At 72.2% G+C, this 13,059-nt stretch carries 11 protein-coding genes; 5 read left to right on the forward strand and 6 right to left on the reverse strand.

The features are described from left to right. Positions 1 to 85 precede the first annotated feature (85 nt). Positions 86 to 475: a hypothetical protein gene (locus tag AB0H71_RS06430; RefSeq protein WP_357015460.1), complete on the forward strand. Its 390-nt coding sequence runs from the start codon at positions 86 to 88 to the stop codon at positions 473 to 475. A 404-nt stretch (positions 476 to 879) separates the two neighbouring features. Then, positions 880 to 1,704 (forward strand): SigB/SigF/SigG family RNA polymerase sigma factor, encoded by an 825-nt coding sequence (locus tag AB0H71_RS06435; protein ID WP_357015463.1) that lies wholly within the window; start codon positions 880 to 882, stop codon positions 1,702 to 1,704. A gap of 12 nt (positions 1,705 to 1,716) precedes the next feature. Here AB0H71_RS06435 and AB0H71_RS06440 read toward each other — a convergent pair whose 3' ends face one another. Continuing rightward, positions 1,717 to 2,643: an AraC family transcriptional regulator gene (locus AB0H71_RS06440; protein WP_357015466.1), complete on the reverse strand. Its 927-nt coding sequence runs from the start codon at positions 2,641 to 2,643 to the stop codon at positions 1,717 to 1,719. A 209-nt stretch (positions 2,644 to 2,852) separates the two neighbouring features. On the opposite strand from AB0H71_RS06440, the gene AB0H71_RS06445 reads away from it, so the two are divergent. Next, positions 2,853 to 4,199, forward strand: a complete 1,347-nt coding sequence (locus AB0H71_RS06445) for a DUF1254 domain-containing protein (RefSeq protein WP_357015469.1) — start codon at positions 2,853 to 2,855, stop codon at positions 4,197 to 4,199. A gap of 132 nt (positions 4,200 to 4,331) precedes the next feature. Continuing rightward, entirely contained in the window at positions 4,332 to 5,702 is a 1,371-nt protein-coding gene (locus AB0H71_RS06450) for an alpha/beta hydrolase domain-containing protein (protein WP_357015472.1), read from the forward strand. Here AB0H71_RS06450 and AB0H71_RS06455 read toward each other — a convergent pair. The 4 genes from AB0H71_RS06455 to AB0H71_RS06470 all read right to left on the reverse strand — a co-directional run bounded on the left by AB0H71_RS06455 (position 5,699) and on the right by AB0H71_RS06470 (position 9,134). After that, positions 5,699 to 6,079, reverse strand: coding sequence for a VOC family protein (locus AB0H71_RS06455; RefSeq protein WP_357015475.1), 381 nt, complete (start codon positions 6,077 to 6,079; stop codon positions 5,699 to 5,701). The genes AB0H71_RS06450 and AB0H71_RS06455 overlap by 4 nt on opposite strands. Positions 6,080 to 6,287: 208 nt before the next feature. Next, positions 6,288 to 7,970 (reverse strand): SulP family inorganic anion transporter, encoded by a 1,683-nt coding sequence (locus AB0H71_RS06460; RefSeq protein ID WP_357015478.1) that lies wholly within the window; start codon positions 7,968 to 7,970, stop codon positions 6,288 to 6,290. Beyond that, positions 7,967 to 8,626 (reverse strand): GAP family protein, encoded by a 660-nt coding sequence (locus AB0H71_RS06465; RefSeq protein ID WP_357015480.1) that lies wholly within the window; start codon positions 8,624 to 8,626, stop codon positions 7,967 to 7,969. The genes AB0H71_RS06460 and AB0H71_RS06465 overlap by 4 nt, the downstream gene beginning before the upstream one ends. A gap of 19 nt (positions 8,627 to 8,645) precedes the next feature. After that, positions 8,646 to 9,134, reverse strand: coding sequence for a DUF1269 domain-containing protein (locus AB0H71_RS06470; RefSeq protein WP_357015483.1), 489 nt, complete (start codon positions 9,132 to 9,134; stop codon positions 8,646 to 8,648). Between the two features lie 189 nt (positions 9,135 to 9,323). On the opposite strand from AB0H71_RS06470, the gene AB0H71_RS06475 reads away from it, so the two are divergent. Then, positions 9,324 to 11,216 (forward strand): alkyl sulfatase dimerization domain-containing protein, encoded by a 1,893-nt coding sequence (locus tag AB0H71_RS06475; RefSeq protein WP_357015486.1) that lies wholly within the window; start codon positions 9,324 to 9,326, stop codon positions 11,214 to 11,216. Here AB0H71_RS06475 and AB0H71_RS06480 read toward each other — a convergent pair. Then, positions 11,206 to 12,960, reverse strand: a complete 1,755-nt coding sequence (locus AB0H71_RS06480; protein WP_357015489.1) for an amidohydrolase family protein — start codon at positions 12,958 to 12,960, stop codon at positions 11,206 to 11,208. The two genes, AB0H71_RS06475 and AB0H71_RS06480, sit on opposite strands and share 11 nt — an antisense overlap. Positions 12,961 to 13,059: the final 99 nt, after the last annotated feature.

The following is a 13,059-nucleotide window of genomic DNA, read 5'->3' on the forward strand; positions in this document are numbered from 1 at the left end:
GGATTGCGCAGAAACGGCGCCCGTGCGCGGGGTGTCGTGATGACCGGGGTAGGACGGCTGTTCGGCGAGCGGAGGGAGAGGGCGCATGGTGGGGCCCGGTTCGGTGGTGGCGGTGGAGTTCGGCGCGCGACCCGAGCAGCTGGGGCTCGGGCGGGTGCTGACCAGGGCCGTCGGGCTCGGGCTCGGGGTGGCGGTCGGCGAGAATGCGGATCTGGAACTGGTGGTGCACGAGGTCGCGTCGCTGCTGGTCGCGGTGGCGGTGCCGGAGTCGGTGGTGCGCTGCGAGTACGGGGTGCACGACACCGTCATCGGGGTCCGGGTCACCGCCCGCACCCGGGAGGAGCCGGTGACCGATGGGTTGGGGTGGTACATCGTGCGGGCCCTGGCCGGAGATGCCGTGCTCGACAGCGGTCCGGCCGAGGCGGGGCTCGCGGTGCGCGTGCTCTTCTCCTGGCCGCACATCCGTGCGGGGTAGGGCGCCCTCGACTCTCTCTCGTACCCGCCGTGTCCAGCTGGGGCCGGTGTTTACGGTTCGGCTGCCGGGTTAGACCGTGCGTAACGTCCGGGCGCTCGTGCCGTGCCCGACCTGCTGGTGCGGGTGGCCGGGCGGGGGCATCCCCGGTGTGGTCGTCCAGCAGCGCGGCGGCTGCCGATCCGGGGTTGCTCCACCCAAGCCCCCCTGCCGGGGGAACGACCAGCGCGGGCCGGTGCGGGCGATGCACCCGGTGACCACGGGAACGGCCCGCGAACCCGGTCTCCCCCGGCAGGGGCCGCGAGCGGGCTTTTACATGCGGACGTGACAACACCTTCCGTTTCCGGCCCGAACCTGGGGGTAGGACAGCTGAACACGTGTTCGCCAGCCGGAAGGTGCACCACCGCATGAGTTCGATCTACACCGAGTACGCCCGCCGCGCCGACACCGCCGGTGACTACACCGAACTCGAGCCCCGCTTCGCCGAGCTGGTCACCCTGCCCGAGGACTCCCCGGCCCGCGCCCGGCTGCGCGAGCAGATCATCACCACCGCACTGCCGCTGGCCGAGCACATCGCGATGAAGTTCGCGCACCGCGGGGAGCCCAGCGAGGACCTGATCCAGGTCGCCATGGTCGGGCTGGTCCAGGCGGTGGACCGCTTCGACCCCGGCGTCGGCAGCTCGTTCCTCGGCTTCGCGGTCCCGACCGTGATGGGCGAGGTGCGCCGCCACTTCCGCGACCGGACCTGGTCGGTGCGGGTACCGCGGGCCACCAAGGAGCTCCAGCAGCGCCTCGGCGCCACCATCGAGACGCTCTCGAGCCGGCTCCAGCGGATGCCGACCGCCCGCGAGATCGCCGCCGAGCTCGATGTCGAGGTCACCGAGGTGACGCAGGCCCTGCTCGCGCGCAACGGCTACCGCAGCGAATCCATCGACTCGCTGCGCGGCGGCGACGACGACGGCGCGGGCCCCTCCCCGCTGGACACCCTCGCCGCCCCCGACCCCGGGTACCGGCTGCTGGAGGACGCGATCACGATCGGCCCGCTCCTCGCCGAGCTCCCCGACCGCGACCGGCAGGTCCTGACCCTGCGCTTCGGTGACGGGCTCACCCAGTCCGAGATCGCCGCCCGGATCGGGGTTTCGCAGATGCAGGTCTCGCGGATCCTGACCCGCGTTCTCGCCGGGCTGCGCGAACGCGCGCTCGCCGAGCCGGAGACCGTCACCGCCGCTTGAGTCCTCCGGTGATCAGTACTGCAGGGCCGCACTCGGGTTGTGGCGGTACTCGGCACGGTAGGCGATCGCGAAGCGGCCGGGGTTGCCGAAATTCCAGTCCCTGGCGACCGAGGCGACGGTCTGGCGGTCCCCCGCGGTGGCGCGCCGGAGCTGGTCGTGGGCGCCGGCCAGCCGCAGCCCGCGCAGATAGGCGAGCGGGGTGGTGCCGAGCTGGGTCCGGAAGGCCAGCTGCACCGCGCGCGGGGTCACGAAGGCCGCCGACGCCACCTGCGCGATCGAGAGGTCCTCGCGGGCATGCTGTTTCAGGAAGGCGATCGCCAGCTGCACGGTCTCCGACAGCCCTTCCTCGGCGTCGCGCACGCCCTCGCCGAGCGGGAAGGCCGCGGCAGCCGCGGCGGTGACGTAACGGGCCAGCGCCTCGATCACCGGCGGCGCGGTCAGCCCGCCCGCGGCCGCGCAGGTCCAGACGTGGTCGATCACGGCGGCCAGCGCCGCCTCCGCGCCGGCGGCGGGGCGGTGCGTGAAATCGCGCCTGCCCCCCGCCGTGGTTTCGCGCGGGAGGAAGGCGGGGTCCACGGACAGGATGTCGTAACCGGAGGCCCGCGAGATCCCGGGTTCGGTGAGCCCGGCGAACCGGCCCGGCTCCCCGGCGACGGTTTCCCCGGCGAGGTCGGTGTGTTCGACAAGGCCGCGCCGCACCGCGCACACCCGCCAGGTGTCGCCGGGGTCGACGACGTAGGACACCGCGGGCCCGAACCGCAGCCGGTCCAGCCGCACCGGGGGGCCGAGCTGAATCCGCTCGACCGAGGCCGGCACCGCCCCGGCCCCGGCGGCGGTGCCGAATCGGGTGCGGGCGTAGGTCGTGGTCATGAACTCCTCGATCACGTCGAGGTCGGTGCTGGCGAACTGCATGTCGAGCGGGCTCCCTTCGAGCCGCATTCACGCTGCCCCTCCGGGCGAGGCAGCTACGGACGGTGTCATCAGCACCTTCCACCCTCCTCCTCCCGGATCGAAAGCGAAAGTGCGGCCCTACCCGAGACGAAGGAGACCGCCGTGCCCGGCCGATTTCACCCGTTTCGGGTGAGACGCGGCGCGGGCAGTGCGTGCAGTGTCGATCCGGGGAATCACCCGCAGGAGGGACACCGGAGATGAAGCACCTGCCCGCACCCGATCGGATCGCGCGGATTCGGCGCGAGGCGCTGCTTAATCGTGCGGTCGAGGCCTACAAGTTCTTCTACCCGACCGTGTCGATGCAGCTCAACTTCGAAGCGCTGGAGGAGCTCGGTGCCCCGATGAACCGGGGCTTCCTCATCCAGCTCACCACGCCGGACCTGGTGACCCTCACCCAGAACTCCGATACGCCGTACGGGCTGGCCTACGGCGACGCGAGCGGCGGCCCGCTCGTCGTCGAGATTCCCCCCGGCCCGATCATGGGCGTCGTCGACGACCAGTACTTCCAGTTCGTCACCAATATGGGGTTCGTCGGCGAGGAGCACGGCGCGGGCGCGAAGTACCTGCTCGTCGGCCCCGGCTACGAGGGCGAAGTCCCCGACGGCTACGTGGTCCGGCGCATGAACGCCAACCGCTTCCTCGTCTGCGCCCGCGCGCCGCTCCCCGACCCGGACGAGGGCAAGGCGCTCCTGCGCACCCTGCGCTTCTACCCGCTCGCCGAGGCGGAGAATCCGCCGGCGAACACCTTCGAGGACATTTCGCACCGCAAGGCGGTCGCGAATCCCTGCGTCGTCGACGGCACGTACGAGTTCTGGGCCGTGCTCGAGCGCGCACTCCGCGGCGATGTCGCCTCGGCCTCCTACTACAACGAGCTCGGCCTGCTCGCCGCGCTCGGGCTGCGCCGCGACCGCCCCTTCGAACCCGACGCCGGGATCGTCGACGTGCTCACCGAGGCGGCCGCGAAGGCGGACGAACAGCTGGTCGTGGCGGCCTTCGCCGACGACGACCCGCAGCGGCTGGTGTGGCCCGACCGCCGCTGGGAGTGGGTCGTCTACTCCGACGGCGACAACGGCTACTACGAGCGCGACTTCCTGCGCCTCTCGGTGCGCGAACGCTGGTTCTACCAGGCCACCTTGGAGACCCCGGCCATGTTCCGGCGCTCCGAGGGGGCGGGGTCGCTCTACTGGCTGGCCATCGTCGACGACCGGGGCGCTCCCCTCGACGGCGCGAACTCCTACACGCTGACCGTGCCCGCTCCGGTGCCAGCCGCGCAGTTCTGGTCGATCACCCTCTACGACCTCGACACCCGCTCCGAGATCAATACGCCGCAGTTCAAGCCGGTGCTGACCTCGCTGCGCGACGACCTCTCCCCCGGCGCCGACGGCACCATCACGCTGCACTTCGGCCCCGAGCCCCCGGCGGGGGGCAAGTCCTGGTTGCAGACGAATCCGGGCGCCAGCTGGTTCGCCTACTTCCGCATCTACGGGCCTGGTCCCGCCGCCTTCGACGGCGGCTGGAAGCCATCGGACTTCACCCGGCGATGAGCGGGGCAGCTCTGGACCATCGCAGGATCTCCCGATAGCCTCTGGACAGTTGTCCAGGCAGTGGTTCATCCGGAGGTTGCGGTGCGTTCAGGTCCGACGGCGAACGACCCCGTCCTCACCCGCGTTCCCGGTGTGCCGAATCTCCTGCTCGGCAGCTACGACCTCGGCGAACTCGGCTACGCGGTCGAGGAGTACTTCGTCGCGGGGACGGCGACCTCCTACCGGCCCGCGGGCGAACTCACCGACGACGGCCACTGGAATGTCGTCGCCGCCGACCGGGCGGAGTACGTGACCCGCGCGGTCACCGTCGCGCCGGTCGACGGCGCCCGGTTCAACGGCACCGTCGTCGTGGAGTGGCTCAATGTGAGCGGCGGGCTCGACGCCCCCGCGGTGTGGCTGATGGGCCATCGCGAACTGCTGCGCGAGGGCTACGCCTATGTCGGGGTCTCCGCGCAGCGGGTCGGCATCGAGGGCGGCGCGAGCCTGGTCGCCGATCTGTCACTGAAAACGGTGGCACCCGAACGGTATGCGCCGCTCTCGCACCCCGGCGACGCCTTCGGTTTCGACATCTTCACCCAGATCGGCACGGTCGTCCGGCACCGCGGTGCCGAGCTGCTCGGCGCGCTGCGCCCGGAGCGGATCCTGGCTGTCGGAGAGTCCCAATCGGCGATGTTCCTGACCACCTACATCAATGCCGTGGCACCCCTGGCTCCGGTCTACGACGGCTTCTTCGTGCACTCCCGGTTCGGCCCCGCCGCCCCGCTGGACGGGCGATCCCTGCTCGACCCCGGCACCATTCCCTCCCTGCCCTGCCCGCGATTCCGCGACGACGCAGCCGCGCCGGTGCTCGCGCTCATCACCGAGACCGACCTGCTCGGCAGCGCACTCCCCGGCTACCTCTCCGCCCGGCAACCCGGCGACGGACCGGCCCGCGTCTGGGAACTCCCCGGTGCCGCGCACGCCGACAACTACACGATCCAGGGCGCCTTCCTCGACAACGGGCGAACTCCGGTCGAGGAGCTCGCCCGGGCGTACCGGCCGACCGACACCCTGCTGGGGCGTCCGCTCGGCCACTTCCTCAACTTCGCCCCGCAGCACCACTACGTCCTGCACGCCGCCATCGCCCGCCTGCACGACTGGGTGCGCACCGGCCGCGCCGCGCCGGCCGCTCCGCGCATCGAGCTGACCGAGCCCGATGCCATCGCCGTCGACCGCGACGGCATCGCGCGCGGTGGCGTGCGCACGCCCTGGGTGGAGGTCCCGCTCGCCGCCACGTCGGGCCGCAACCCCCAGACCGACCGCATGGCAATGCTATTCGGCTCCGGCGAGCCCTTCGACGCCGCCCACCTGGCTCGCCGCTACCCCGGCGGGCATGCGCAGTACCTGACCGAGTTCACCGCCGCGCTCGATCACACGATCTCGGCGGGGTTCCTCGTCGGCGCGGATCGACGGGAGATTCTCGAACTCGCCGACATCACGGCGCAGTGGCAGTTCCCGCGCTAGGCAGTGACGGGGACGGCGGTGAACAGCTCGTAGCTGTGGCCGTCGGGGGCGTGCACGTAGACCCCGCGCCCGCCTGCCAGGTGGTTGATCCGCCGGTCCCACCCGTGTTCCGGGCCGGAGCCGTACTCCACGGCGGGCCATGTGGCCAGCCGCCCCAGCACGGCATCGAAGGTGCCGTCGTCGACGAGGAAGGCGTAGTGGCCGGGCGCCACCCGTCCGCGGTCGTCGAAGTCGAACGTCAGATCGTCGTTGACCCGCACCGGCAGGAACGGCCCGCTCGGCGCGGATACCGCCAGCCCCATCAGTTCGGCGAAGAACGTTGCCGCAACTGCCTTGTCGGTTGCTGAAACGATCGTGTGATCGAGAACTATGGACATCGCTGCCTCCTGAGTCGTGAACCCCGACGGGTCCAATACATGCGATACACACCAATATAGGTGCGAATCACACGCAAGGAGTGGGCCGACTTCCCTACGGCACCAACGCCGAAAATGGCGAGCACCGCGTCGCGCCGGGCTCGCGGGGGCATCATCCCCGCCGGGGTCCGGCTGTTCGACCCGCGCCGAGCTGACCAGCCCGGTTCGCTCAATCCTCGGCGCCGAGCGCCTCGTCCACGGTCGCGTGGACGGGGATCTCGATCCCCTGCTCGGCGAGCCGGCGCAGCACGTCGCGGGTCTGCCCGACGTTGCGGGCGACCCGCAGCGCGACGCCCTGCCTGCGCAGCCCGGCGGAGAGCTCGGTGAGCATGCGGGCGGCGGTGACGTCGATGAACGGCGAGGTCTCGGCGTCGAGCACGACCACGCGGGTGCGGTCGGTGACGAGCGCGCGGATGTGGTCGGCGACCCAGTCGGCATTGGCGAAGAAGAGCCCGGCCTCGACGCGCACGACCACGGCGTCGGCGGGGGCCGGGAGTTCGGGGTGGCGGGCGCGGTCCAGCCACAGCGCGTCGTGCCTGGCGAGCGTGGCGACGTGCGGGCGGGAGGCGCGGTAGAGCAGCAGCAGGACCGAGACGCCGACGCCGATCAGCAGCCCGGGCAGGGTGTCGAAGATGAGCACCCCGGCCAGCGCGGCGGCGGCGGCGAGGAAGTCGACGCGGGCGGCGGGGCCGTAGAGCGCGCCGAGGCGGCGGGTCCAGATCCGGTAGAAGCCGGCGAGGGCGGGGAAGTCGATCAGCTCCAGCACGGCGGCGATGACGACGGCGGCAAGCACCGTCTCGGGCAGGTTCTGGAAGAGCCCCGTCAGGAAGAGCAGGGTGAGCACCGTCAGCACCGCCACCACCAGCCCGGAGGCCTGGCTGCGGGCGCCCGCCGAGCCGTTGACCGCGGTCTTGGAGAGGCTGCCGTTGACGACCATGCCCGCGCAGAGCCCGGCGCCGAGGTTGGCCGCGCCCAGCCCGGTGAGCTCCCGGTTCGGGTCGACGCGGTATCCGGCGCGGGCGGCGTAGGTCTTGGCGGCTCCGAGCCCCTCGGCGAACCCGATCAGCACCACGCCGAGCGCGGGGCCGAGCAGCTCCAGGTAGTCGTGCACCGCCAGCCCCTGCGGTAGCCCGGGCGCGGGCAGCCCGGGGTCGATGTGCCCGACCACCTCGACCCCGCGCCCGGGCAGCTCCAGCCAGGTCGCGGCGACGATCCCGGCCAGCACCACCAGCAGCGACCCCGGCACCCGCGGCAGCCACCGGCGCAGCGCGAGCACCGCGGCCAGGCTCAGCCCGCCGAGCACGGCGGTGGCGGCGTGCAGCTCGCCGAGGTCGCCGAGCACCGCCGCCGCCTTCTCGAAGAAGTTGCCGTGCCCGCCGTCGATGCCGAGCAGCGCGGGCACCTGGCCGATCAGGATGGTCAGCGCGAGCCCGACGATGAACCCCTTCAGCACCGGTTCGGAGATGAACGCGGCCACGAAGCCGAGCCGCGCCAGCCCGGCCAGCACCGCGACCGCACCGGTGGCGAGCGCGACCGCGGTGGTCAGCGCCAGGTAGCGGGCCGGGTCGCCGCCCGCGATCGGCGCGACGATGGCGGCGGAGAGCGCGGCGGTCGCCGACATCGGCCCGACCACCAGGTGCCGGGAGGAGCCGACAGCCGCGTACAGCAGCAGCGCGGGCACCGCCGCGTAGAGCCCGACGACCGGGTCGACACCGGCGATCCCGGCGTAGGCCAGTGCCTCGGGAACGAGCACCGCCCAGACGGTGATCCCGGCCATGAGATCCGGCCGCAGCCAGCTCCGCCGGTACCCCGCCAGCGAGCCGAACACCGGCCACCACCGGCCGGAGCTCACAGCGCCTCCAGCCCCTTGCCGATCAGCGACGCCGCCATCAGCGCCAGCACGATCGCCATGACCAGGTGGTTGTTCGCCGACAGCCAGCGCTGCATGGACTCCAGCGGGGCCCGCAGCCGGTCGGCGGCGAGCCGGTAGCCGATGACCGGGATCACGACGGTGGTCGCGGCGAGCAGCACGAAGATCGCGCCCGCGCCGATCGCCGGCCCCACCGCCAGCTCGGCGGTGCCGAGCAGCAGCCCGGCCGAGACGCAGAGCAGCAGGTTCTTCGGGTTCACCGCGGCGAGCAGCACCCCGAGCCCGGCGGCGCGGGCGAGGGTGAAGCGGTCGATCGCGGTCATCCAGGCCGGTGTCGCGTGGTCGCCGCGGACCTGGAACTGCCGGACGGCCAGCGCCACCAGCAGCACCCCGAGCCCGATCTTGGCCCACGCCACGCCCGGCGACGGCGCGGAGTCCCCGCCGGTGTGGATGGCGCCCGCGGCCAGCGCCACCACCGCGAGCACCGCGGCGATACCGGCGACCCACCCCACCGCGAAGCCGGTGCTGGTCGCCGCGGCATTGCGCGACATGAGCAGCAGCACGACCGCGACGATCGGGATCGGCGAGATCGCGACCCCGACCGCAAGCGGCAGCAGCTGCCCGACCGCGTTCAGCACGACCGGAACCCGTCGCCGGTCAGGCGGCGAAGACGTCGCGGAGCTTGGCTTCCTGCTCGTTCGACAGGTTCGTCGAGAGCAGCTCGGCCCGCTGGCCGGCGAAGCGCTCGTGCACCCGGTCCAGGGTGGCGTCGGAGGTGAGCAGGAACAGCGCCGAGGTGCCGGGGGTGATCTTCTCCTTGGCCCTGGCGATGAAGCCGTCGTCGATCCCGACGTCGGCCAGCGACCCGGTCAGCGCGCCGATCCCGGCTCCGACCGCCGCCCCGAGCAGCGGCACGAAGAACAGCAGCCCGAACAGCAGCCCCCAGAACGCGCCGCCGAGCGCACCCGCGCCGGTCAGCGAGTGCAACTGGTGGGTCTTGGGCTTCTTGGCGCCCTCCGGCCATGCCACGATCGCCCCGTCGTGCACCTCGATGAGCTTCTCGCGCTGCAACTCCTCCAGGGTCCGCAGCGCCTCATCGGCGCCGGTGGCGGAGGCGAACTTCCAGACGGTCAGGGTGGTGGCCACGGGACAGGTCCTTTCGTCGAGGGGGCGCGCCCGGCGGCCCGCCCGTTCCCGACGTTAGGAATCGCGGCGGCCGCGCGCCTCGCCCGAATCGGGTGAGACCCGGGATTCACCCGGAACGGGTGAGGCCGGTGACCGGCCGCGCTCCCGAGACTGGGACACACCCCAGCCGCGCCGTCCGTGGAGGAAGCCATGTGCCCGAAGGAACCGACCTCGTACACCGCCGCGGCGAACCGGGCGGCGGTCCAGCGCTACGCCATGGACGACCACCGCGACTTCGAGGACGCCCGCCGCGGCCTGATCGCCGAGCTGCCCGGCGCCTACACCGGCGCCGACGGCGAGGTCGCCTTCGACCCCGCCGCCTTCGCCTACCTCGCCGAGGCCGGGGAGGAGGCGCCGGACTCGGTGGAGCCGAGCCTGTGGCGGCAGAGCAGGCTGATGGCGCGCGGCGGGCTGTTCCGGGTGACCGACCGGCTCTACCAGGTGCGCAACAACGACATCGCCAACCTGACCGTGGTCGAGGGCGAGAGCGGGCTGGTCGTCATCGACTGCATGGCCGGGGTGGAGGCGGCGCGGCAGGCCATGGCGATGATCCGCGAGCACGTGAGCGACAAGCCGGTGGCGGCGGTGATCTACACGCACACCCACATCGACCACTACGGCGGGGTGAAGGGCGTGGTGGACGCCGATGACGTGGCCGCGGGCCGGGTGCCGATCGTGGCGCCGGGGCTCGCCTTCGACAAGTACGCCATCGGCGAGAACGTGGTCGCCGGGAACGCCATGGCCCGGCGCAGCTTCTACGCCTTCGGCGCGCTGCTGGACAAGGACCCGCACGGCCACATCACCTGCGGGATCGGCACCGACACCGCGAAGGGCGTCACCGTCTCCTACCTCTCCCCCACCGACGCGATCACCGCGACCGGGCAGCAGCGGGAGCTGGCCGGGATCGAGTTCGAGTTCCTCTACGCCCCCGACACCGAGGCGCCGGAGGAGATGCACATCTGGATCCCCGAGCTGCGCGCGCTCACCTGCGCGGAGAACGCCAACCACACGCTGCACAACATCCAGACCCTGCGCGGCGCCCGCACCCGCGACGCCCGCAACTTCGCCCGCTACCTGGACGAGACGCTGGAGCGCTGGGGCGACCGGGCCGAGGTGCACTACGGCCCGCACACCTGGCCGGTGTGGGGCACCGAGAACATCGCCGCCTTCCTCGAATCCCAGCGCGACACCTACAAGTTCATCCACGACCAGGCGCTGCGGCTGGCCAACCGGGGCTACACCCCGCTGGAGGCCGCCGAGATCCTGGAGCTCCCCGAGGAGCTGGGCCGCGACTGGGCCAACCGCGGCTACCACGGCACCCTGCACCACGACGTGCGCGCGGTCTTCACCAAGGAGCTCGGCATGTGGGACGGCGACCCCGTCTCGCTGCACCCGCACCCGCCGGTGGCGTCGGCGAAGCGGCTGGTGGCGTTCGCGGGCGCGGACCGCATCCTGGCCGAGGGCCGCAGGGCCTTCGACGAGGGCGACTACCGCTGGGCCGCGCAGATCCTGCACGCGCTGGTCTTCGCCGAGCCGGAGCACACCGCGGCCAAGCAGCTGCAGGCCGATGCCTACGAGCAGCTGGGCTACCAGTCCGAGGGGCCGCAGTGGCGCGGCATCTTCCTCTCCGCGGCGAAGGAGCTGCGCGAGGGCACCCAGCCGCCGCCGTACGTGACGGCCAGCGCGGACAGCGTCCTCGCCATGCCGATCGACCTGCTCTTCGACTTCGTCGCGGTGCACATCGTGGGCGAGCGCGCCGCCGACGCCGATATCCACCTGAACCTGGACTTCACCGACGCGGGCGAGCAGTGGAACGCCTGGATCCGGCGCGGGGTGCTCAATGCCAGGCGCGGGCACTCGCCGAAGGCCCAGCTCTCGCTGGCCGGGCCGAAGCAGGCGCTGGTCGCGGTGCTGCTCCAGCCGGACGCGGTGGCCGGGCTGCCCGAGGGCGCGCTCCGGCTGACCGGCGACGAGGACGCGCTGACCCGGCTCGGCGAGCTGCTGGACACCTTCGACCCGGCCTTCCCGATCGTCACACCGTGACCCCGGGCAGGAACCGGCCCGGCCCCCGGTCGCGGCCGAGCCCGTCGGCGAAGCGGCCCTCGCGGTAGACCACGGCGCCGTTGACGACCGTCGCGGTGACGGCGCCGTCATTGCGGTTGACCATGCGCCGCAGCCCGCCGTACTCGGCGACCGGCTCCTCGGCGAGGCCGTGCACCGAGGCGTCGAGGCCCTCCGGGTCGATCACGACGATATCGGCGCGGTCGCCGGGGCGCAGGTGGCCCGCGTCCAGGCCGTACCAGTCGGCGAGCTCGCCGGTCAGCCGGTGCACCGCGCGGTTCAGGGTGAGGAACGGGCGGCGGCTGTCCCGCGCGGCGACGACGCGGTGCAGCAGCCGCAGGTGGTAGTTGTAGAAGGCCATGTTGCGCAGGTGCGCGCCCGCGTCGCCGAAGCCCAGGTGGATGTGCTCGTTGGCGGCGAGCCGGTCCAGGTAGCGCGGGCGGTGGTTCGCCACGGTGGTGCGCCAGCGCAGGTCGCGGCCGTACCGCACGACGAGATCGAGGAAGGCGTCGACGGGGTGGATGCCGCGCTCGCGCCCGATCTCGCCGAAGCTGCGGGCGATCAGCGCCGGGTCGGGGCAGCCCACGATGGTGGCGTCGAAGAGGTTGCGGTGCCAGATCTTCGGCGAGAAGCGGTTCTCGTAGTCGCGGCGGAACCAGCGGCGGTACCCCTCGTCCTGGAACAGGGCATTGCGCTCGAGCTGGTCCTTGATGTCGAGCGCGGCCGAGCCGGAGCCGAACTCCTCGAAGACCACCAGGTCGAAGCCGTCGGCGTAGACGGTGAACGGCACCGGCACGTGCTGCCACCGGAAGGCCGCCCGCAGCAGGCGGTTCAGGATCGGGGCGCCGTAGAGCATGAAGTACACGATCGGCGGATACGCCTTGGAGTCGGCCGCGGCCAGCAGCGAGACCTTCAGCCGCCGCCGCCCGAACCGGCCCGCGGAGGCCAGGAAGAACTGCGCCAGGTTGGGGTGGAACGAGATCCGCGGCGTGCTCTGCAGGATCCGGCCGCGCTCGCGCAGCACGGCGTTCAGCGCGCGGAACTCGCGGCGGCGGACGAAGGTCGAGGGCAGCGACCTGGACTTGTAGCGGTCGCCGTCGACCTTGTCGATGAGGTTGGTGGTGGCGGACATGCCGAGGAAGCCGGCGTCGAGCGCCTCGGTGAGGACGGCCCGCATGCGGGCGAGCTCGTCGTCGGTGGGGCGGGCGGCGGGGTCGCAGGCGCGGTCCATGCCCATCACCTGGATGCGCAGGTCGGATTGGCCGAGGAAGGTGGCGATGTTCAGGCCGAGCGGCAGGGTGTCGATCGCCTTGGCGTACTCGGCCGGCGTCGACCAGGTGCGGTGGCGCTCGAGCGCGCCGACGACGATATCGCGGGGCACCGCCTCGACCCGGCTGAAGATGTCGGCGCACTCCTCGTTGCTCGCCAGAATCGTGGTCAGGGAACAGTTCCCGATGATGGCGGTGGTCACGCCGTGCCGCACCGATTCGGTGAGCGAGGGGCGCACCAGCATCTCCACGTCGTAGTGGGTGTGCACGTCGACGAAGCCGGGCAGCACCCACTTCCCGGCGGCATCGATGACCTCGCCCGCACCGGCGGGGTCCAGCCGGGCCGCGCTGACGGTGACCACGCGGCCGTCCCGCACGCCGAGATCCCGCACGGCGGGCGGGCCGCCGCAGCCGTCGAACCACAGGCCGCCGGTGACGATCAGATCGTAGTTGTCCACCAGGACTCCTTACATGCAGAGATGCACGGTATTTGTGGAGGAGAGCGCCGGAGAACGGCTTAACAGTGGCGCTGCACCGTGTGTGTACCGTACGGTAAC

It is taken from the genome of Nocardia sp. NPDC050697 (genome assembly GCF_040654395.1).
In the GTDB taxonomy this organism is placed as follows: Bacteria; Actinomycetota; Actinomycetes; order Mycobacteriales; family Mycobacteriaceae; genus Nocardia.